This is a genomic window from Paractinoplanes hotanensis (genome assembly GCF_023717965.1).
GTDB classification, from domain to species: Bacteria; Actinomycetota; Actinomycetes; order Mycobacteriales; family Micromonosporaceae; genus Actinoplanes; species Actinoplanes polyasparticus.
On the sequence record NZ_JAMQOL010000093.1, the window covers coordinates 1 to 18,979 of the forward strand.

Annotated in this window: 22 protein-coding genes and 2 pseudogenes; 11 read left to right on the forward strand and 13 right to left on the reverse strand. The window is 69.1% G+C overall.

Annotation, left to right across the window (positions count from 1 at the left end; all coding sequences use genetic code 11):
• A partial coding sequence (locus LXN57_RS46790; protein WP_251804794.1) for a hypothetical protein occupies window positions 1-202 on the forward strand: 202 nt, incomplete at its 5' end.
• A gap of 22 nt (window positions 203-224) precedes the next feature.
• On the opposite strand, the gene LXN57_RS46795 is transcribed toward LXN57_RS46790, so the two are convergent.
• Window positions 225-857, reverse strand: a complete 633-nt coding sequence (locus LXN57_RS46795) for a TetR/AcrR family transcriptional regulator (RefSeq protein WP_251804795.1) — start codon at window positions 855-857, stop codon at window positions 225-227.
• A 121-nt stretch (window positions 858-978) separates the two neighbouring features.
• Between LXN57_RS46795 and LXN57_RS46800 the strand changes: the two genes are divergently transcribed.
• Window positions 979-1,437: a MarR family winged helix-turn-helix transcriptional regulator gene (locus LXN57_RS46800; protein WP_251804796.1), complete on the forward strand. Its 459-nt coding sequence runs from the start codon at window positions 979-981 to the stop codon at window positions 1,435-1,437.
• 86 nt (window positions 1,438-1,523) lie between these two features.
• Here the strand turns inward: LXN57_RS46800 and def are convergent, their stop codons facing one another.
• Together def and LXN57_RS48705 are read right to left on the reverse strand one after the other, a co-directional pair.
• On the reverse strand, window positions 1,524-2,054 hold the full coding sequence (gene def, locus LXN57_RS46805; protein ID WP_251804797.1) for a peptide deformylase: 531 nt from the start codon (window positions 2,052-2,054) through the stop codon (window positions 1,524-1,526).
• A 151-nt stretch (window positions 2,055-2,205) separates the two neighbouring features.
• Window positions 2,206-2,361: pseudogene (locus LXN57_RS48705) on the reverse strand (IS701 family transposase); the annotation flags it as partial.
• On the opposite strand from LXN57_RS48705, the gene LXN57_RS46815 reads away from it, so the two are divergent.
• Complete coding sequence (locus tag LXN57_RS46815) at window positions 2,342-2,539, forward strand: hypothetical protein (protein ID WP_251804799.1); 198 nt, start codon at window positions 2,342-2,344, stop codon at window positions 2,537-2,539. The pseudogene LXN57_RS48705 and the gene LXN57_RS46815 overlap by 20 nt on opposite strands.
• Before the next feature lie 111 nt (window positions 2,540-2,650).
• Window positions 2,651-3,019 (forward strand): transposase family protein, encoded by a 369-nt coding sequence (locus tag LXN57_RS46820; RefSeq protein WP_251804815.1) that lies wholly within the window; start codon window positions 2,651-2,653, stop codon window positions 3,017-3,019.
• Window positions 3,020-3,029: 10 nt separating this feature from the next.
• Here the strand turns inward: LXN57_RS46820 and LXN57_RS46825 are convergent, their stop codons facing one another.
• Together LXN57_RS46825 and LXN57_RS46830 are read right to left on the reverse strand one after the other, a co-directional pair.
• The gene (locus LXN57_RS46825) at window positions 3,030-3,266 is read right to left on the reverse strand and encodes a hypothetical protein (RefSeq protein ID WP_251804800.1); all 237 of its coding nucleotides are present in this window, start codon (window positions 3,264-3,266) and stop codon (window positions 3,030-3,032) included.
• Window positions 3,263-3,553 (reverse strand): transposase, encoded by a 291-nt coding sequence (locus LXN57_RS46830; RefSeq protein ID WP_251804801.1) that lies wholly within the window; start codon window positions 3,551-3,553, stop codon window positions 3,263-3,265. The genes LXN57_RS46825 and LXN57_RS46830 overlap by 4 nt, the downstream gene beginning before the upstream one ends.
• A gap of 83 nt (window positions 3,554-3,636) precedes the next feature.
• Here LXN57_RS46830 and LXN57_RS46835 point away from each other — a divergent pair.
• Window positions 3,637-4,374, forward strand: a pseudogene (locus LXN57_RS46835) (IS5 family transposase); the annotation flags it as partial.
• 113 nt (window positions 4,375-4,487) lie between these two features.
• On the opposite strand, the gene LXN57_RS46840 reads toward LXN57_RS46835, so the two are convergent.
• Window positions 4,488-4,805 (reverse strand): NUDIX domain-containing protein, encoded by a 318-nt coding sequence (locus tag LXN57_RS46840; protein WP_251804802.1) that lies wholly within the window; start codon window positions 4,803-4,805, stop codon window positions 4,488-4,490.
• 163 nt (window positions 4,806-4,968) lie between these two features.
• Between LXN57_RS46840 and LXN57_RS46845 the strand changes: the two genes are divergently transcribed.
• Together LXN57_RS46845 and LXN57_RS46850 are read left to right on the forward strand one after the other, a co-directional pair.
• Window positions 4,969-5,325, forward strand: coding sequence for a hypothetical protein (locus LXN57_RS46845; protein WP_251804803.1), 357 nt, complete (start codon window positions 4,969-4,971; stop codon window positions 5,323-5,325).
• A 383-nt stretch (window positions 5,326-5,708) separates the two neighbouring features.
• Window positions 5,709-5,930, forward strand: a complete 222-nt coding sequence (locus LXN57_RS46850; protein ID WP_251804804.1) for a hypothetical protein — start codon at window positions 5,709-5,711, stop codon at window positions 5,928-5,930.
• Between the two features lie 6 nt (window positions 5,931-5,936).
• Here LXN57_RS46850 and LXN57_RS46855 read toward each other — a convergent pair whose 3' ends face one another.
• Genes LXN57_RS46855 through LXN57_RS46880 form a run of 6 tightly spaced genes read right to left on the reverse strand, consistent with a single transcriptional unit; the run spans window position 5,937 to window position 10,989 of the window.
• A complete protein-coding gene (locus tag LXN57_RS46855; RefSeq protein WP_251804805.1) occupies window positions 5,937-7,328 on the reverse strand; it encodes an acyl-CoA carboxylase subunit beta in 1,392 nt (463 codons plus the stop codon).
• Window positions 7,329-7,332: 4 nt separating this feature from the next.
• Entirely contained in the window at window positions 7,333-7,536 is a 204-nt protein-coding gene (locus LXN57_RS46860; RefSeq protein WP_251804806.1) for a DUF5988 family protein, read from the reverse strand.
• Between the two features lie 60 nt (window positions 7,537-7,596).
• Window positions 7,597-8,217 carry a response regulator gene (locus tag LXN57_RS46865; protein WP_251804807.1) on the reverse strand — a complete coding sequence of 207 codons (621 nt, stop codon included), beginning with the start codon at window positions 8,215-8,217 and terminating at the stop codon, window positions 7,597-7,599.
• Window positions 8,214-9,383: a sensor histidine kinase gene (locus tag LXN57_RS46870; RefSeq protein ID WP_251804808.1), complete on the reverse strand. Its 1,170-nt coding sequence runs from the start codon at window positions 9,381-9,383 to the stop codon at window positions 8,214-8,216. Before LXN57_RS46870 ends, LXN57_RS46865 begins: the two co-directional genes overlap by 4 nt.
• On the reverse strand, window positions 9,341-10,183 hold the full coding sequence (locus LXN57_RS46875; protein ID WP_251804809.1) for an ABC transporter permease: 843 nt from the start codon (window positions 10,181-10,183) through the stop codon (window positions 9,341-9,343). The genes LXN57_RS46870 and LXN57_RS46875 overlap by 43 nt, the downstream gene beginning before the upstream one ends.
• The gene (locus LXN57_RS46880) at window positions 10,180-10,989 is read right to left on the reverse strand and encodes an ABC transporter ATP-binding protein (protein ID WP_251804816.1); all 810 of its coding nucleotides are present in this window, start codon (window positions 10,987-10,989) and stop codon (window positions 10,180-10,182) included. The genes LXN57_RS46875 and LXN57_RS46880 overlap by 4 nt, the downstream gene beginning before the upstream one ends.
• A 174-nt stretch (window positions 10,990-11,163) precedes the next feature.
• Between LXN57_RS46880 and LXN57_RS46885 the strand changes: the two genes are divergently transcribed.
• Complete coding sequence (locus LXN57_RS46885) at window positions 11,164-11,991, forward strand: metallophosphoesterase family protein (protein WP_251804810.1); 828 nt, start codon at window positions 11,164-11,166, stop codon at window positions 11,989-11,991.
• 16 nt (window positions 11,992-12,007) lie between these two features.
• On the opposite strand, the gene LXN57_RS46890 is transcribed toward LXN57_RS46885, so the two are convergent.
• Window positions 12,008-14,791, reverse strand: coding sequence for a helix-turn-helix transcriptional regulator (locus LXN57_RS46890; protein ID WP_251804811.1), 2,784 nt, complete (start codon window positions 14,789-14,791; stop codon window positions 12,008-12,010).
• Between the two features lie 615 nt (window positions 14,792-15,406).
• Here LXN57_RS46890 and LXN57_RS46895 point away from each other — a divergent pair.
• Genes LXN57_RS46895 through LXN57_RS46905 form a run of 3 tightly spaced genes read left to right on the forward strand, consistent with a single transcriptional unit; the run spans window position 15,407 to window position 18,906 of the window.
• Complete coding sequence (locus tag LXN57_RS46895) at window positions 15,407-16,525, forward strand: agmatinase family protein (protein WP_251804812.1); 1,119 nt, start codon at window positions 15,407-15,409, stop codon at window positions 16,523-16,525.
• Between the two features lie 39 nt (window positions 16,526-16,564).
• Window positions 16,565-17,995: a class I adenylate-forming enzyme family protein gene (locus tag LXN57_RS46900; RefSeq protein ID WP_251804813.1), complete on the forward strand. Its 1,431-nt coding sequence runs from the start codon at window positions 16,565-16,567 to the stop codon at window positions 17,993-17,995.
• On the forward strand, window positions 17,992-18,906 hold the full coding sequence (locus tag LXN57_RS46905; RefSeq protein WP_251804814.1) for an ACP S-malonyltransferase: 915 nt from the start codon (window positions 17,992-17,994) through the stop codon (window positions 18,904-18,906). The genes LXN57_RS46900 and LXN57_RS46905 overlap by 4 nt, the downstream gene beginning before the upstream one ends.
• The last annotated feature ends 73 nt before the right edge of the window (window positions 18,907-18,979 follow it).

The following is an 18,979-nucleotide window of genomic DNA, read 5'->3' on the forward strand; positions in this document are numbered from 1 at the left end:
CAAGGTGCTCCGTGCCGATCAGGGCATCGCTGTTTCCCCGTCTTTGTGGAGCGGGGCGGCTGCCACGGCTGGACGCGACGTCACCCGGACTGTCGTGTCCATGGCTGAGATCCTCGGCCTTGAGTACGACGCGGCTCAGCAACGAGGGAGGCAGCTCGACGTTTCCCTGGGCTGGTATCCGGCCGATCGGCTCGCCGGGTGAGCGGTCGCCGCGTCCGCCGGGATCAAGGATGGCTTCGTGGCGGCGGGCCCAAGCGGTTGGCGATGCTTCGGCGTGCCAGTTCGATGAACGCGGCATCGCGATAGAGCACATACATGTTGTTCGCCATGTGCAGATACGCGTTCAGCTCGAAGGCTGCGTGTTCGGGCGGCGGATCAGCGCTGAGCAGGCCGGCCTTCTGGGCTGCGGCGTACTCGGTCTCAAGCGTCCGCAGCCAGGTCGAGTGGAGATCACGGAGGCGATCGCGAACCGCGCCGGGCCGGGTGTCGAATTCGGCGTTGACCGAGACGAAGAAGCATCCGCCCGGGAGGACGTCGTCCTCGAGACGGGACAGGAAGTTGTGGCAGAGAGTGTTCAGCCGCATCAGCGGCTCGGGCCGGGCCAGGGCTGGTCGGACAATGTCGCGCAAGAAGGCTTCGCTAGCGTTGTCGATCGTGGCGAGCTGAAGCTCCTCCTTGGAGCCGAAGTGCGCGTAGAGACCGCTCTTGCTGATGCCGGCCCGGTCGGCCAGCCGGCCGATGGAAAGCCCCTCGAGGCCGACGACGGTTGTCAGTGCGACCGCCGCATCGAGAATCGCCATCCGGCTCCGCGCACCGTCGGAACGGACCCGACGTTCCGGCCGTCCGAGGCTGCCCATCCGCGAAGGTTACGCCAGCCGGCACTTCCGAGGCATTTACTGGTCGGACGCAGTTGAGCTAGCTCACAGACTGGATGACGAGGATTGCAATATATTGCATTCTGCAGCTTGGGAGGATTTCATGGCGACCTCTTCGCACAACGCCGACACTTTGACGCTGGAACGACAGTTGTCCTTCGCGTTGTCCGTGGCGGCGCGCCATGTCCTGGCGGTCTGCCGGCCGCTCCTGGCCGAGTTGAACCTGACCCATCCGCAATACCTGGTCATGCTGGCCCTGTGGCAGCACGGTCCCCTGTCCGTCAGTCGACTCGGGAGCCTGCTGCAACTCGACTCGGGCACTCTGTCGCCGCTGCTCAAGCGCCTCGCTGCGCTGGGGCACCTGCGCCGTGAGCGTAGTGCGGCGGATGAGCGCAGCGTCATCATCGACCTCACTCCCCAGGGTGAGGCGTTGCGCGCGCAGGCTGAGTCCGTTCCGTCAGCCGTGCTGGACGGCCTGGGTATGCGGGTCGAAGAGGTGGAGCGTCTCCACAGCGTCCTGGCTGACGTGATCGCCACCGTCCGGCACCCGGAAGCGAGGTAGTTTGCCGCTCCGGGGCAATCCATTTGCCGCCGTGACCAGTGAGCCGGACGACGCGGGGGGCAACGTGGCGGTGGCCCCCCGCGCCGTCAGTGCGGGCTGACCTTGACTCGGGACCCCCAACTGGCCTCGCGCAGCGTTGCCAGGATCCGCTCCTGACCCTCGCCGTCTTGGTGGTCGATGAACAGCACACCGTCGAGATGGTCGGTCTCGTGCTGGATGCAACGAGCCATCAGGCCGTCGCCGACGACCTGAACCGGGTCGCCGTGCTTGGTCAGGCCGCGGGCGACCACGTTCATCCGCCGCTTGGTGTCCAGGAAGACGCCCGGGATCGACAGGCAGCCCTCGGGCCCGCTCTGCTCCTCCTCGTCGGGGAACTCGAGGCCCGGGTTGATCAGGTGGTCCAGCTTCCGGTCGTTGCCCGGCAGGTTCGGGTTGATGGCGAACACCCGCAGACTGACGCCGACCTGCGGAGCGGCCAACCCGGCACCGTTCGCCCCGGCCAGAGTCTGGTTGAGATCGGCCACCAGTCTGCGCAGCTCGGCATCGAACACCGTCACCGGTTCGGCGACCTGGCGGAGTACCGGATCCCCGACCTTCCGGATCGACAAAACGGTCATGGGACTGCCTCCTTGGATGTGACTGCTTGTTGCCCCCTACCTGAGCTCGACGGACGTAGCCCGACGAAGTTCACGTACCGGGCGCTCTGCTGGACCAGGCATCGCAGTCCATGAGCAGCCGCACAGCGTCACCGTCCCGGTCGGCCGGCTGCTTGGCCTGGCCGGTCTCGTCCAGAGCGGCGATCCGTAGCCCCCGCCGCGTTCGGCGCCCGGCGACTGCGTCCAGGCCGCGCACCTGACTCATCGCCACCGCACCGTCCCACACCGCCCGGTTCAGCAATCTTTGCGTGCGATCCGGCGTCCGGTCCCGGCGCGGCACCTTCGCCTCCGTACAAGTCCTCGTCGGGACCATCCGCGCCTACATCACATCCTGGAACACCGACCCGCGACCGTTCCAGTGGACCGCGACCGCCGACGAGATCCTTGCCAAGGTGCGCCTCACCCAACTCAACATCAAGAAACTCGTCGCGAACAACACCAAGTAGATCGATCAGGATCGCGACGCACTAGCTAGCAAACCATGATCAAACCAGACATAGAAGAACTACGCCGGGGCCGTGGCAGGGGTCCGGGGTCCGTAACCGGACGGCTGGCCGATCTGGACCTCCGAGGTACGCCCCGGCCGCGAACACGACACCACCGCCACCCGCGCCCACACCGAGATCCTGCCCGCCCTCACCGACGCCGGCACCGACCTGCGCACCCTCGGCGACCTGGGCTACCAAGGCCTCGCCGACACCGTCACCGTCGCGTTCAAAAGACCGAAGAACGGCGGGCTGCTCCTCGTCCAACAGCAATTCAACAAAGCCCACAACAGCCTGCGCGCGATCGGCGAACGCGGCAACTCCCTGCTCAAGATGAGCTTCCGAGCACTGCGCAACATCAGCCTCGACCCGTGGCGGATCGGGAAGATCGTCGCAGCAGCGCTGGTCATCCTCCACATCGAACACCAACGCACTACATGACCTTCAGTAGTCAGTTCCTTGCTCGGGCAACCTCACTGTCGGAGGCAGCGAAGAAATGAACAATAAATCGCTTCAGTTCTTCGCGTCGCCGGGCGGTGGCAGACTCCGGCTTACTACGCCAGTCGTAGTAGCCGGACCGGGAAACACCGATCCACTCGCACATCTTTACCAGCGACGGACATTTCTCGCCGTTGTGTCGTTCGCGTGCCGCGTACTCGCCGTCGATGAACTCGAACTTGTCGCTCACCGATGATCCCGGGCGAAGTACGCCGCGGCTTTTTTCAGGAACTCGTTCTCCATCCGTAGTTCCCGAGTTTCGCGTTCCAGCTGACGTAGCCGTTCGCGCTCATTTCCAGAAAGCGCGGGCTCCTCGCCGGCATGGTCACGCCGATACCTCGCAACCCAGCTCCCCAAAGTTCCCTCACCGATCCCCAACTCACGTGCGACATCCACGATCGGACGCGAATTGTCGATGACGAATTTGACGGCCTCCAGCCGGAACTCGGGCGAGAAACTTCTCTTCGGACGAGGCAACGTTTCTTCCTTCCCAGGCGAACCAATTCTACTTGGCCCGCCTGTCCGGAAAGATCATGGCGGCGGCTCAGCTCGGCATCAAGGGCCGCATCCCTACCCATGACCTGCGCGAGATCTTCGATGCGATCCTCTACGTCAACCGCACCGGAATCGCCTGGCGATACCTGCCCCACGACTTCCCTCCACACGCGACGGTCTATGGCTACTTCACCTTATGGAGCAAAGAAGGGATCTTCACCGAACTCAACTACAACCTCACCGGGCTCGTCCGCGACCACCACGGCCGCACCGTCGAGCCCACCGCAGCGATCATGGATACCCAAAGCGTTAAGACATCCACGAACGTGCCGCTCGAAACCCAGGGCATCGACGCCGGCAAGAAGATCGTTGGCCGCAAACGCGGCGTCATCACCGACACCCTCGGCTTACTGCTCGCTGTGCTCGTCACCGCCGCCAGCGTCAGCGACAACGTGATCGGCAATGACCTGCTCGAGAAGGCCACCGCCACCCACCCCACTCTGACCAAGACCTGGGTCGATGCCGGATTCAAGGTCAAAACCGTCGAACACGGTGCCACACTCGGCGTCGACGTCGAGATCGTCACCAAAGACCCACAGGTCAAAGGCTTCAGCGTCGTCAAACGGCGCTGGGTCGTCGAACGCACCCTCGGCTGGCTCATGCACCATCGCCGCCTCGCCCGCGACTACGAAACCCTGCCCAGCAACTCCGAATCCATGATCACCCTCGCCATGATCGACAATCTCGCCCGCCGACTCACAGACGAAAACACCCCAACCTGGCGAGACCTCCAAACCGCATAACACCACAAAATACTTTAATCAGACGTCCTCTCAGAGGGCCGGTGGCCCAGGTGGCCGCCAATCTGGTGTGGTGGGAACCTGCACAGCACTGACCATGTGCAAGGTCACCTTGCTCAGGTGCCCGACACGCGCTCGGCCAGGAACGTCACACCGACGACGCAGGCCTGGTCTCCATCGGGATACGTGAGCCGAAACTCGGGACCCGGATATACGTCCAGCTGATGGAGTACCTCGGCGACCAGCCCGCTCTCCTCGAAGAGTTCGCGACGGGCAGCATCCTCGAAGGGCTCAACGAGCTCAACGGCTCCGCCGATGAGCCCCCACCGGCCGTCGTCACTGCGGCGCTGGATCAGCCAGCGGCCCAGGTCGTCGACGACGATGACGCCGGCTGCGGCGAGCAGAAGCGGGCGATGTCCTATGAGAGTGCGCATTTCACTGACATACCCCACGAGGGTATCCTAGTCGTCAGGAGCGGCTGCTCACCTGAACGCAGTCATGCCGCGTCGTTACCTCCAGGTGATCAGGTGAACAATGCCTATGTCCTATCGACCTGTCCTGGAACAGCCCTTAATCTGGCGGCTAAGGAAACGCTGGGTGACGAAGGGCGACGTGATGACCGGTGCCTCGGTCGATGTTGATACCCAGGCCGACGGCACGCTTGTCCTCCACCCGCGAGGACTGCTCGCAGCGGACCATGCGGTCGACTTACGCCGCACCCTCGTTCAAGCGATCCGGCATGACCGGCCATTGCGGCTGGTCCTGCACCTCGCCGACATCGATGGGCTCGATGCCATCAATCTCGGGACGATCGCCGCTTCCTGCCAGCTTGGCGACGACCATCACGTTGCCGTCTTCCTGGACTTTGCTTCCGCTGAGCTGGCGGATCAATTGCTTGCGGCGGGGGTGCCGACTTCCCGCCTTCGCCATATCGGCCGGAAGCCCCAGCTCTGACGGCAACGCGGACCAAAAAGTGCCTTGGCACGTGCGTAACGGTCCTCGTGTCCGATCATGCCGTCGGTCACGAGGTTCGCGGGAACAGCGGATGGCCGCCGGGCTGGACGAAACTTCACGAGTTCGCGGCCGACGAGACCCGGAAATGCTTACCGTGTAGGGCGAGTGTCGTGCCGGTTGCGGTGGCGCGATGGCGTCTCGGCCGCACGATGTCGTTCACCGCTTGTGGAGGCCACCATGGCGAAGAAGGCTAAGAAAGACAAGAAGGATAAGAAGTCAAAGGCGAAGAAGAAGAAGAAGTAGTACTGCCGATCGTCCCGGACACCGCACCGCGTCCGGGACGATCATGGTTCGCTGGTAGGTAACGGGGTCGAGGAGACGGCATGCACGCAGAAGTTGTCACGGCGCTCGACACTCATCTCGCCGAGCTGCGAGCGCTTCGCCGCAAGCTCACCGACGCGCGGGCGATCGAGCCGGGGGAGCGCCTCGACGTCGTTCTGCGCATCGCGGCGAGCGCCGCAAACCTCGCCGACGCCGTCCATGCTCTCCGCCCGGTGGTCGCGGACTCTCCGCCGGGCCGAGCCGCGGGCGAAGCCGCCGCGTGAACACACTTACAATGGGATGTTGCTGTGCTCGCCCCGCCGCGCGGGTGCGTCCGCGAGAGATTTCGCGAGCCAGCGGCGAGTGTCCGCGGGTTCGATGACCGCGTCCACGACGCCGAGCGACAGCGCCCGCGTCACGCCGCCGGAGATGCGATTGTGCTCGTCCATGAGCTTGCTGCGCAGCGCCGGCAGATCGTCAGGCGCCGCGGCGGCCAACTTCCGGCGATGTACCACCTCGACGGCGGCCTCGGCGCCCATCACCGCGATCTCGGCCTGCGGCCAGGCATACACCGCGGTCGCGCCGAGACCACGGCCGTTCATCGCGATATAGGCGCCGCCGTACGCCTTACGTGTCACCAGCGTGACCCGTGGGACCACCGCCTCGGCGAAGGCGTGCAGCAGTTTCGCGCCGCGCCGGATCACGCCGCCCCACTCCTGGTTCACTCCCGGCAGATAGCCGGGAACGTCTACCAGCACGACCAGCGGAATGCCAAGGGCGTTGCACATGCGCACGAAGCGTGACGCCTTCTCGGCGCTCAGCGAATCTAGGCAACCGCCCTTGCGCAGCGGATTGTTGGCGACCACGCCCACGGTGCGGCCGGCGAACCGGCCCAGCCCGATGACGATGTTGGCGGCCCAGTGCGGCTGAAGTTCGCAGAACGAGTCGACGAGGGCGCGCACCAGCGGGCGTACGTCGTAGGCGCGCCGTGGCGAATCGGGCAGCAGGGCGAGGAGGTCCTTGGGCTCGTCGACCAATGCGGTCTCGAACTGGCCGGGCGTGGCCAGCAGCTTGGTCAGCCGACGGGCTTGGTCGTACGCGTCCGCCTCGGATCCGGTGACGACGTGGGCGACGCCGGACTTGCGGCTGTGGGTGGCCGGGCCGCCGAGCGTGACGATGTCGACCTGCTCGCCGGTCACGCTGCGGATGACGTCGGGGCCGGTCACCAGCATCCGGCCGGTGTCGGCCATGACGACGACGTCGGTGAGCGCCGGCCCGTACGCGGCGGCTCCGGCAGCCGGGCCGACGATGACCGAGATCTGGGGCACCCGCCCGGACGCGGCGGTCATGGCCGCGAACATTCGAGCCATGCCGTCCATCGAGTCGACGCCGTCGGCCAGGCGAGCGCCGCCGGAGTGCCAGATGCCGAGCACCGCGTGGCCGTCGCGCCGGCCCGCCTCGATCGCCGCGACGATGTGGTCGGCGCCGCGGGCACCGAGCGCGCCGGCCATACGGGTGGCATCGGTGCAGTAGGCGTAGACGGGAACGCCGTCGACGCTCCCGCTGGCCGCGACGACACCGCTGTCGTCCGCCGGGTGCAGAGGCACCACGCTTCCAGGGTCGAGCAGTCCGCTCAGGCGGACGAACGGGGAGCGGGCGTCCGGGAGGATGTCGACGGTCATGGGGCTACTCCGCGACCTTCGTGCGCATCGTCCACGTGAAGTCGGCCGTGCCGTCGAGCCGTTCGAAATGCTCGTAGCCGGAGCCGAAGCGGATCTTCACTTTGTCGTCGGCGGGAGTCACTACCACTCGGCGGGCTTCGGCGGGCAACTCAGCCGGTCCGCCGAGGAGCACGACCTCCTGACCGCGCTCGGAGATGACCTCGGGCATCACTACCTCCATGAGTCCTGGGAGGCCAGAATGGGCGCGGCGGCGCCGGCCCAGGCACCCCTAGAGGACCCCGGCCTGGACGGCGGCCATCACCGCGGCCGTGCGGTCGGAGACACCGAGCTTGGTGAAGATGCGGACCACGTACGTCTTCACGGTGGCCTCGGTGATGAACAACGCGCGCCCGATCTCGGCGTTGGTGTGCCCGGCGGCGACCAGGCGCAGCACGTCGACCTCGCGGCGGGACAGCGTCTCGGGCCGGCCCGGGCGCAGCCGGTCGACGAGCCGGGCCGTGACCGAAGGGGAGAGCACCGTCTCGCCGCGCGCGGCCGCCCGCACCGCGTCGGCCAACTCCGCCGGCGAGGTGTCCTTGAGCAGATAGCCGGCCGCGCCCGCCTCGACCGCGCGCAGGATGTCACCGTCGGTCTCGTACGTCGTCAGGATGACCACCCGGGTGCCGGGCAGCTCGGCCCGGATCGCGGCGGTGGCGGTGACCCCGTCGCCGCCGGGCATGCGCAGGTCCATGAGGACGACGTCGGGGGTCAGCTCGCGGGCGGCGGCCACCGCGCCGTCGCCGGTCTCGGCCTCCCCGACGACGTGCAGGTCGGTGACGTCGTGCAGCATGGCGCGGATGCCGGCCCGGATCACCGGATGGTCGTCGACGAGCAGGACGGCGATGTTCATGCGGGCACCTCTATCCGGACGGACGTGCCCTGGCCCGGGGCCGAGTCGATGCGCAGCGTGCCGCCGGCCTCGTCGAGCCGTCGGCGCATGAGGGGCAGGCCGTGGCCGGGCGGGGTGGCGTCGACCACGAACCCGCGGCCGTCATCGCACACCTCGAGCCGTACGCCAGTGGGGCGGGCCGACAGCCGGACCTCGACGTGACTGGCCCCGGCGTGTTTGCGGACGTTGCTGAGCGCCTCCTGGGCCAGCCGCAGCAGGTCGACGTTGAGCGCGATGTCGGCCGAGTCGGGCACCCCGTCCACGGCGAGGGAAGCCTTGATGCCGTACGCCTCGCGCAGCCGCTCCACCTCGCGGCCGAGCGCGTCGGACAGGGAAGCCGGGGCCGCCTCGGGCAGCGGGCGCGCGCTGATCAGCGCCCGCGCGTCGGCCAGGTTGTCGCGGGTCGTGGCCTCGGCCAGTTCCAGGTAATGGCGGGCGCGGGCGGCGTCGGAGCCGAGGGCGGCGCCGGCCGACTGCATCAGCATCAGCGTGCTCGACAGGCCCTGCGCGAGCGTGTCGTGCAGGACGTCGGCCAGCTGCTGGCGCTCGGCCGAGCGACCGGCCTCGTAGGAGACCCGGCCCAGCTCAGCCCGGGTCTCCTCGAGCTCGCGGATCAGCTCGGCCCGTTCCATGCTCTGCCCGATGATCTGACTCATCCAGAAACCGATCAGGATCGAGACGGCCGCGACGGCCAGGGCCAGGAAGGTCACGCCCACGCCGACCAGCACGAGGGCCAGGACGACGAGCGCGCCGGCGACCGGGCCGAGCATCATGGAGGCCGGTCCGCAGAGCGCGAAGAGAACGAAGGCGCTGCCCTCGGACAGGACCACCGCGGCCGTGAAGACCACGACCACGGCGATCTGGTAGGCCAGCGCCCGCCGACTGCCGCGGCCCGTGCGGACCAGCTGCCGCCCGATCAGCAGGTGACCAGCGATCAGCAGCACCACGAGCGCGGTCGCGCCGGCCCGCCCGGCGGAGTCAGCCGGGCCGGTGAGCAGGATGACGGCCGCTGTCGCGGCGCCGACCGCCACGAAGTAGGCGTCCCAGGCCGGCTGCCAGCGCAGCCAGGCGTCGGGCGTGCCGGTCAACCGTCCTTCCTTCCCTTCCAGCGGAACGTCGTCAGGCACAGGATCAGACCTCCGATGCACCAGGCCGCCAGAACCAGGGCGATGCGGCCATGTTCCCACGCGCCCGCCGCTTCGGAGGCGGCCGCGGAGTCGGGCAGGAACACCGAGCGGAAGCCCTGGGCCATCCACTTCAGCGGGAAGAGGGCGCCGATCTGCTGGAGCACGGGCGGCAGGGTGGTGATCGGCACGATGAAAATACCGGAGACGAACTGCAGGACGAGGAACGGAAGGTTGACGATCGGGGCCGCCGCCCGGACCGACCGGGGGACGCTGCTCATCGCCGTGCCCAGCAGGGCGCACGCGGTCACCCCGAGCAGGAACACCCAGGCGAAGGTGAGCCAGCGCGCCGGGTCGCTCGGCAGCGGCAGGTCGTAGAAGGCCACGCCGACCGCGACGACGATGACCACCTCGACGACCGTCGTCACCAGGACCAGCACGATCTTGCCGATGAAGTAGGCGATGGGGGGCATCGGCACGCCGCGCAGGCGCTTGAGCGTGCCGTCCTCGCGGTCGCTGACGATGCTGGTGGCCAGGTTGACGAAGCAGGTGGAGCCGATGCCGGCGGCGATCATGCCGGCCGTGAGAAGTTGGCTGGCCGGGATACCGCTGCCGTCGAACGACCGGTTGAAGATGGAGCCGAGCAGGACGAGCAGCACCACCGGGAGCGCGAAGGTGAAGACGACCGCGGTGCGCTCGCGGAAGAACTGGCGCAGCTCGACCCCGGAGCGGGCCAGGCAGAGGCGCAGAACGGACGGCTCATCAAGGACGGTGGTCGTCTCATCGAGGACGGTGGTCGTCATCGCGGGCTTCCGATCAGGTCGAGATAGACGTCTTCGAGGGTCGGGCGGCTGACGGTCAGACCGGGGACCCGGCCGTCGAAGCGGGCGGCCAGCTCGACCGTGGCCTTGGTCGGGTCGTCGGTGCGCAGCTGCCGGGCCGCGCCGTCCTCGAGCCAGCCCACGGTCGCCTCGGCCGAGTCGCGGCCACCCAGCTCGGCCGGGGTGTCGATGGCCAGCAGCCGCCCGGCGGCGATCACGCCGACCCGGTCGGCCAGGGTCTCCGCCTCGTCGAGGTAGTGGGTGGTCAGCAGGATGGTGGTGCCGTCCTGGTCGGACAGCGTGCGGATCAGCGCCCAGAACTGCCGGCGGGCTTCGGGGTCGAAGCCGGTCGTGGGCTCGTCCAGGAACAACAGGCGAGGCCGGCCGACCACGCCGATGGCGACGTCGACCCGGCGCCGCTGGCCGCCGGAGAGCGTACGGACCTTGCGGCCCGCCTTCTCGGTCAGGCCGACCAGGTCGATCACCTCGTCGACCGGGCGCGGCCGGGGATAGTACGCGGCGAAATGCCGCACGGTCTCGCCGACGGTCATGTCGGCCATGTCGGAGGCGTTCTGCAGCACCAGGCCGATGCCGTAGCGCCAGCGCCGGGGCGCCCGCTGCGGATCCTCGCCCAGCACCCGCACCTCGCCGGCGTCGCGTTTCCGGAATCCCTCGAGAATCTCGACGGTGGTCGTCTTGCCGGCCCCGTTCGGCCCGAGCAGCGCGAAGATCTCGCCGTCGGCGATGCTCAGGTCGACCCCGTCGACCGCCGGAACCTTGTTGTACATCTTCCTCAGGCCTTGAACCCGCACGGCATCAGTCACCGTTCCAGCCTGCGATCGGCCGGGCCGGGCGCGCGACGACCGGTGGACGGACGGGTGTCAACCGATCGATGGACAGCACCGCGGGCCGGGGTCCGTTAGGGGTGGAGCTGCCGCGGCCGGGATGTCTAGCCTGCTCGGATGGATGCTCCCGCCCTGGTCGCCATCAGCGACCTGCACGTCGCTTACGCGGAGAACCGCGAGATCGTCGAGCGGCTCCGGCCCGCGCACGACGGGGACTGGCTGATCGTGGCCGGCGACATCGGGGAGATGTTCGCCGACATCCGCTGGGCGCTGGGCGTGCTGGCCGGGCGGTTCGGCAAGGTGATCTGGGCGCCCGGTAACCACGAGCTGTGGACGCCGCGTGACGACCCGAACCAGTCGCGCGGCGTGGCCCGCTACGAGGCACTGGTCGAGATGTGCCGGGAACTGGGCGTGGCCACCCCCGAGGACGACTATCCCGTGTGGTCCGGCTCCGGCGGGCCGGTCGCGGTCGCGCCGCTCTTCCTGCTGTACGACTACTCGTTCCGGCTGCCGGGGCAGGCGAGCAAAGAGGAGTCCCTGGCCCGGGCGTACGACGTGGGTGTGGTCTGCACCGACGAGATCCTGTTGCATCCTGACCCGTACCCGAGCCGGGAGGAGTGGTGCTGGGCGCGGGTCACCGAGACCGAGAAGCGGCTGGCCGCCGTTGATCCGGCCCTGCCGACCGTGCTGGTCAACCACTTCCCCCTCGTCCGCGAACCCACTCGTATCCTGCGCTACCCCGAGTTCGCCCAGTGGTGCGGCACCGACCGCACCGCCGACTGGCACGTGCGCTTCCGAGCTGTGGCCGCTGTCTACGGCCACCTGCACATCCCGCGCACCACCCACTACGACGGCGTGCGCTTCGAAGAGGTGTCGGTCGGCTATCCGCGCGAGTGGCGCCGGCGGGGCACCCCACCGGGAGCGCTGCGCCGGGTGCTGCGCTGACGACCAGCGGGCGCAGTTAGGCGACGTTGCCGATGCGGGGGCCGAGCTTGACCAGCAGGTCGGCCCGCCGCGTCACGTTGAGCTTGCGGTAGACCTTGGTCAGGTGCTGTTCGACCGTGCTGACCGTGACGAACAGCTTGCTGGCGATCTGGCGGTTGGTGCTGCCCTGGGCGGCAAGGGTGGCGACCCGCCGCTCGGCCTCGCTGAGCGAGTTGAACGCCTCGGCATCGTGCTCGTCGCCGCCGTCGGGCACGGTGTCGTCGACGTCCGGCAGCAACTGCCTGCGCAGGGCGTCGGCCTGGCAGTCGGTGGCCAGGTCGCAGGCCCGCCGCACGGTCATCCGGGCCCGCTGGAAGTCGCCGAGCGCCTTCTGGGCCTGGCTCAGGTCGGCCAGCGTGTGGGCCAGCTCCAACCGGTCGCCGCAGGCCCGCAGCATCTCGGCCGCCTCGCGCAGCAGCGTCGGGCGCTGGGCCAGGGGGACCGTCGCGGCGAGCACTCGCAGGGCAGCCGCGTGGGTGCGGCTGGGCTCCGGGCTGAGGTGGGTGAGCTGACTCTCGGCGAGCACCCGGGCCTCCTCGGCGTGGCCGAGGGCCAGATGGGCCCGGGCCGCGTGGATGCGCCACGGCGCGATGGCGGGCAGGTCCACGTTCCATCTGGCCGTGAGGTCCCAGCAGGTGAGGAAGTCTTCCAGCGCGGCTTCGGCGCGGCCGGTGGCCAGGTAGTAGTTGCCACGAGCCTGCAGATAGAACAGGCCGAACACGGTGTCGAACATGGTGTCCGGCACCGGCTGGTCGAGGAGCCGGCCGGCTTCGTCGAGCCGGCCCCGGGCGACGAGCGCGAGCATTGCCACGCTCAGCGGGACGCCGAACGCGTCGGACCAGCTCTCGCGGGACATCATGCCCAGCGCAGCCTCGGCGTGGCGCTGTGCGTCGCCCAGCTGGCCCGCCCGCAGCGCGATGTCCGAGCGGATGCCGGTCAGCATTGCCCGCCACGAGGAGGCGCCGCGGTCGCCGGCCTGGGCCAGCAGCCGGTCGGTCCACAGCGCCGCGGTCTCGAGGTGGTCGGCGTGCACCAGGACAGTCAGCGCGGCGGCGAGCACGGGCGGGGCGCCGCCGACCAGCGGGGCGCGCTGCAAGGCTTGCTCCGCCGCGACCACCACGGTGCTGTTCGGTCCCTTGGTCATGATGGTCTCGAGCGCGTGGGCCAGGGCCTCGCGGGTGTTGACCACGGCCTCAGGTCCGCGCCCGGACGACGGGTGCCCGGCCGGCTGGTCGCCGATCAGGCCCGGGTGGGTGTAGCGGATCGACGCGGTCAGGAAGCGGATCTCGGCGCGTTCCCGGGCGTCGACGTCCATCGTGCGTACGCCGTCGAGCACCTCGACCGCCTCGGTCGTGCGGCCCAGCCAGAGCAGACAGTGCACGGTGGTCACGCGGTCGAGCACGCTGAGCCGGTCGGCGCGGGCGGCCGCCACGAGCTGCGCCAGCCGGTGCCCGGCGGCGGCCGGGTCGACGCGCCACTCGGTCTGCAGCAGCGCCACCTTCAGCGTCGCCCGTTGCTCGTCGCCGGTAGCGCCGTCGTGGGCCAGGCGCAGCATGGCCAGAGCCAGCTCGACCTCGCCGCCGCCGAGCAGCTCCTCGGCTGCGGCGCCGAGCACCGGGCCGGCCCAGGACGGCGTCCGCCCGGCGGCCAGCAGGTGCCGCGCGATCGGCAGCGGCGCCGACCCCTCCTCGTGCAGCACCAGCGCCGCCCGCAGGTGCAGGCCGGTCAGGGCGGGCGCGGTCAGCTGGTCGAGCACGGCCTGGCGGGCCCTCGGGTGGGGCAGCCGACCGTCGAGGACCAGGCCGGCCAGCTCGAGTCCGGAGACCGCCCGGCGGGCTGCCGCCGCGTCCACCTCGGCCAGGCGAGCGAGCGACAGCACGCCGGTCGGGCGGCAGTCGTCGAGGAGGGCCAGGGCGGCCAGCACCTGGCGGATCACCGGGTCGCAGCGCTCCACGTAGCGGCGGAAGGCCGACGTGTACGCGAGCCCGGGCTGGATGTCGGCGTCGGCGCCCGGTCCGGCCGGCGCGGCCTCGCGCAGGTCGGTGATCAGGGTGCGGGCCAGCAGCGGGTTGCCGCCGGAGACCCGGGTGCACGCGTCGACGACCGGTTCGGCGGGCGGAGTGCCGAACGCCTCGGCCAGCAGCGTGCGTACGCCGTCTCGGGACAGCGGAGGCAGGGCCAGGTGGTGGTCGCCGGCCAGTTCGATCAGTTCGGCGAAGAGCTGGCGGTCGGTGGGTTCGACCAGTTCGCCGCCGCTGAGCACCACCAGTACACGCGAGCTCCGGATCCGCCGTACTAGATAGAGCAGGCAGTTCAGCGAGAGCTGGTCGACATGCTGCAGGTTGTCGACGGTCAGCAGCACCGGCGTGTGCAGGCCCGCGGCCAGCAGGGCCACGGTCGCGCCGTGCAGCATGGTGGCGAGCCGCGGTCCGGGCACCGCCTCCCCGCGGTCGTGCCGCACGGCGGTGTTGCGCACTTCACGCAGCAGATCGGACCGGCCGGCCTCGTCGGTGACGTACCCAAGGTCGTGGCAGAGCTGGCTGACCAGGCTCAGCGGCAGGTCCCGCTCGGTGCGGCTGCCGGCCGCTCGCAACACGTGGAAGCCCTCGGACCGGGCGCGTTCGGCGAACGCGTCCAGCAGGGTGGACTTTCCGCTGGCCATCGGGCCGGTGACGGCCAGCAGCCGGCCGTTGCCGGATTGGCAGTCCGCGAGCGCGGCTGTGAAGTGCGCCACTTGATTCCGCCGTTCGACGAACACCATGCTCTGCTTCTCCCCGACGTCACCGCGCGTTTTCCAAAATTAGGGTCAGCGGTATGGTTCCAACGCACCAAAGGCACTCGGCGCGCCATTCGATCGGCGCGTCGTTGCGCTTTACGAGGGGCATGACGGCGCAAACCGGAAAAGCTTTCACGATTAGCTGCGACAACGTGAGTATGTCACTCGAAAGTGCGCATGAGCAATCGACTCACGCTGCTCAATGCGTCATCTGACCTCCCGATATTGCGGATGTAAACGGCTAAAGCGGACGATCTTGATCTCGGTCAAACCGGGCACTGTGGACGGCTTCGATCCTCGTGAAAGTAGGATGAGCAGCAAGTTTTTCACCCCGTAACGTTCGCCGCACTTTTATTTGCGGGCGGTCCCCGGCGGCAAGGTGAAGGAAAGTTAAACGAGCGTGCCCGCGAAATTAAGGCATTCGTTGCCCGGTCATGCTGGGACCGCTTTCATGCCCGTTTCAAATGCGCAGGACGGTGCCTTGGTCACCCTTGCCGGCCCGCTAGGGGATCGACAGGGGTGGAGGCGTGCCGGGGTCGTCCGTAGCGTGGCCTTGGCATCCAATAATTGCTCCAGTCGCATTCGAAGTGGGGAAGTGGTGTGACGGACAACGGCGCGGAAGAGGCCTGGCGAATTCCGATCGACCGCGCGCAGGCGCCGTCGCGGGAACCAGGCCCGATCGACCTGCGGCGCAATTTTCTGCAGGCTGCCTACACCGGAATTCCCACGTTCATGGGCACGCCAGTCTGCCTCGACCCGGCCGACCTGCGGGCCGGCGGCGTCGACGTGGCCGTGTTCGGCGTGCCGCTCGACTCCTCGTCCGGGCACCGCGGCGCCGCGTACGGGCCCCGGGCGATGCGCTCCGACGAGCGGTACCTGTTCAACACCCCCGAGCTGATGCTCAACGCGAGCACCCGGGTGAGCCCGTTCAGCGTGCTCAAGGTGGTCGACTACGGCGACGCGGCGATCGACATCTTCAGCGTGGAGAAGTCACTGCCGTCGATCGCTTCCACGGTCCGCGAGGTCGCCGACACCGGCGCCGTCCCGGTCATCCTGGGCGGTGACCACTCGTTGATGATCGCCAGCGTCGGGGCGCTGGCCGAGCTGTACGGCCCGGACAAGATCGGCGTCGTCCACTTCGACGCCCACCCGGACTGCCACGAGCACATCTTCGGCCACCGGATCACCCACGGCACGCCGATCTGGCGGCTCATCGAGGAGAACCGGATCCCGGGCAAGAACTTCGTTCAGATCGGGCTGCGCACCCCGACCGGGCCCGACGACCAGCTGATGAACTGGATGCGGCGCAACGGCCTGCGCACCCACTTCATGACCGAAATCGACCGGATCGGCTTCCCGGCCGTGCTCGACAAGGTCATCGAGGAGGTCCTGGACGGGCCGGAATTCATCTACCTCTCGCTCGACATCGACGTGCTCGACCCCGCGTACGCGCCCGGAACGGGCACCCCCGAGCCGGGTGGCCTGACCCCGCGCGAGCTGTTCCCAGCGTTCCGCCGGCTGTGCGCCGAGACGAACGTCATCGGCATGGACGTCGTCGAGGTGGCCCCACACCTCGACCCCGGCTACACAACCACCATGAACGCCCGCCGGGCCATCTTCGAGGGCCTGACCGGCCTCGCCATGCGCAAATCGGGCCTGGTCAGCGCCGGCTACCTGAACCCGATCGCCTCCGGCCAGGTCAAGTTCCCGCTGACCTGACCTGCGCCCACCCGACCGACGGACGAAGGACGGCCGACGATGACCGCCACTGTTTTCGCGCCCGACTCGGCCCAGCCCCTCACGGAGATCGAGTCCACGGCCGCCCGCGTCGCCGCGGTGCTGGCCGGGCACGGCGTCCGCCCGGGATCGCGCGTGATCCTCAAGGCCGACAACTCGGCGGCCTGGGTGACCGTGCTGCTCGGTCTCGCCCACGCCGGCGCCTCGATCGTGCTCGTCGACCACCAGGACAAGGCGGCCGAGACGACCCGCATCCACCGCCTGACCCGGGCCGTGCTGTCGGTCGTGGACGACGACGCGGTGCCGCCCGCCGAGGGTGAGACCGTCTACCTCTACCAACTGCTCGCCGCTGCGGCGGCCCGGCCCGCGCCCGTACTCGATGGCCCGCTCGACCTCAGCGTCTGGCGGACTCTCCCGGACGGGCTGATCATGTGGTCGTCCGGATCGACCGGGCAGCCCAAGGGTGTGGTGAAGACGGGGGAGCGGTTCCTGCGCAACCTCGAGCGCAACGCCGCCCAGATCGGGCACCACCCCGGCGACGTGCTGCTGCCGCTGCTCCCGTTCTCCCACCAGTATGGGCTCTCGATGGTGTTCATCGCCTGGCTGGTGCGCTGCTCGTTGGTCGTCGCGCCCTACCGCCGGGCCGACCGGGCACTGCGGATGGCCGGTCAGACCGGCGCCACCGTGCTGGACGCGACACCGTCGACCTACCGCAGCATCGCCAACATCGTCGGCCGCCGCGACGACCCGGCCGCCGACCTGGCCACCGTGCGGATGTTCTGCAGCGGGGCGGCACCGCTCGACCCGACTCTGACCGACCGCTACGTGGCGCTGTTCGGCCGGCCGCTGCTCGACAGCTACGGCAGCACGGAACTGGGCAACGTGGCGTTCGCCACCGCGGACAACCCGGTCGCGACCGGGCGGCCGGTCGAGGGGATGGGCGTGCGGATCGTCGACGACGAGGGCGCGGTGCTCGGGCCGGACCAGCTGGGCGAGATCGAGGTCGACTCGCCGGATCTGATGGAGGGCTACCTCGACGACGACGGCGAGCTGGCCCCGGCCGAGCGCGGCTGGCGGCGTACGGGGGACTTCGGCCGCCTCGACGAGCGGGGCAACCTGTTCATCGCCGGTCGCAAGCTGGCCGTGCACCGGATGGGCTACACGCTCCACCCGGAGCTGATCGAGGCGCGGGTGGCCGAGGCCGGCTGCTCGGCCAAGGTGATCGCGGTGCCGGACGACCGGCGGGGCAGCTCACTCGTGTTCTTCGTCGAGGACGAGGACGAGGCCGACTCGGCGCACTGGCGTGAGCGGATCTGCGCGGTGCTGCCCGCCTACGAGCAACCCAACCGGGTCGTGGTGGTGGACCGGCTGCCGCTCAACCGCAACGGCAAACCCGACCGGCGCGCTCTGGAAGAGATGGCGGCCGGCCTGTCCCAGGAAGTCTCCGCGTGAGCTCAGCGATCGTCTTTCCGGCGCTGTCGCCGCTGCGCCGCGGTGAACTGGGCACCTTCCTGCTCGTGCATCCCCTCGCTCGGCGGCGGCTGGCCGAGGCGGACGAGGCGCTCGGCTACCGGCTGGTGGACGCGCTGGCCGACGCCCCGCCGGACGACGACTACGCCGAGCCCGTCCAGGTGGCCGTGCTCGTCGCCTGCCTGGCGCTGGCCGACTGGGCTTCGCAGCGGCTCGGCGCGAGCCCGGAGTACTGCGTCGGCCCCAGCTTCGGGGAGCGCGCCGCACTGGCGTACACCGGCGTCCTGTCCTTCGAAGACACCGTGCGGCTGGTCGACGAGATCGCGCGTACGGAACGGGACTACTTCGCCACCGAGCACCGCGACGTCGTGACCCACTCGTTCGTCCGGGTGCCGGCGGACCGCCTGGACGACATGCTGGCCGGCCTGAGCTGGCACGACGTCTCGGGGCGGCTGGACGCTGACTTCCACATGGTGTCGCTGCGCGAGGCCGAGCTGGACGGGTTCAAGGCGGCGATCGGCGCGGCCGGCGGGTACTCGCTCTACACCATGCGGCCGCCCGCTCACGCCTCGTTGTTCACCGGGGTGCGGGCCCGCATGGAGAAGGTCTACGAGTCGTACGCGCTGGAGGCGCCTCGCCTGCCTATCGTGTCCTATCAGGACGGTGCGCTGTTGACCGAGCCCGAAACCCTCAAAGCCGCGCTGCTGGACGGTTTCGTCCAGCCGATCCGCTGGCTCGAGGCGCTCGAGACCCTGCGCGAGCGCGGCGTGGAGCGCCTGTGGGTGGCCGGCCCGGACACGATGTTCTCCCGGCTGCGCTCGACCTCGGCGAGCTTCGAGGTCGAGCTGTGCGACATCCGGCGGGTCATGGCCCGCCCCCGCCGGCGCCTCTAAGGGCTCGCCGAGAAATAACACGTTGGTTGGATCTTTATCGGGCGGGGTTTAGGACCGTTTGGTGCCGGCCGCG

Bases quoted from the DNA above. Each gene is read 5' to 3' on its own strand.
- LXN57_RS46875 (WP_251804809.1), bottom strand. From the start codon at position 10,183: ATGACGACCACCGTCCTCGATGAGACGACCACCGTCCTTGATGAGCCG.
- LXN57_RS46860 (WP_251804806.1), bottom strand. From the start codon at position 7,536: ATGCCCGAGGTCATCTCCGAGCGCGGTCAGGAGGTCGTGCTCCTCGGC.
- LXN57_RS46865 (WP_251804807.1), bottom strand. From the start codon at position 8,217: ATGAACATCGCCGTCCTGCTCGTCGACGACCATCCGGTGATCCGGGCC.
- LXN57_RS46885 (WP_251804810.1), top strand. From the start codon at position 11,164: ATGGATGCTCCCGCCCTGGTCGCCATCAGCGACCTGCACGTCGCTTAC.
- LXN57_RS46890 (WP_251804811.1), bottom strand. From the start codon at position 14,791: ATGGTGTTCGTCGAACGGCGGAATCAAGTGGCGCACTTCACAGCCGCG.
- LXN57_RS46855 (WP_251804805.1), bottom strand. From the start codon at position 7,328: ATGACCGTCGACATCCTCCCGGACGCCCGCTCCCCGTTCGTCCGCCTG.
- LXN57_RS46795 (WP_251804795.1), bottom strand. From the start codon at position 857: ATGGGCAGCCTCGGACGGCCGGAACGTCGGGTCCGTTCCGACGGTGCG.
- LXN57_RS46850 (WP_251804804.1), top strand. From the start codon at position 5,709: ATGCACGCAGAAGTTGTCACGGCGCTCGACACTCATCTCGCCGAGCTG.
- LXN57_RS46840 (WP_251804802.1), bottom strand. From the start codon at position 4,805: ATGCGCACTCTCATAGGACATCGCCCGCTTCTGCTCGCCGCAGCCGGC.
- def (WP_251804797.1), bottom strand. From the start codon at position 2,054: ATGACCGTTTTGTCGATCCGGAAGGTCGGGGATCCGGTACTCCGCCAG.
- LXN57_RS46800 (WP_251804796.1), top strand. From the start codon at position 979: ATGGCGACCTCTTCGCACAACGCCGACACTTTGACGCTGGAACGACAG.
- LXN57_RS46900 (WP_251804813.1), top strand. From the start codon at position 16,565: ATGACCGCCACTGTTTTCGCGCCCGACTCGGCCCAGCCCCTCACGGAG.
- LXN57_RS46880 (WP_251804816.1), bottom strand. From the start codon at position 10,989: ATGTACAACAAGGTTCCGGCGGTCGACGGGGTCGACCTGAGCATCGCC.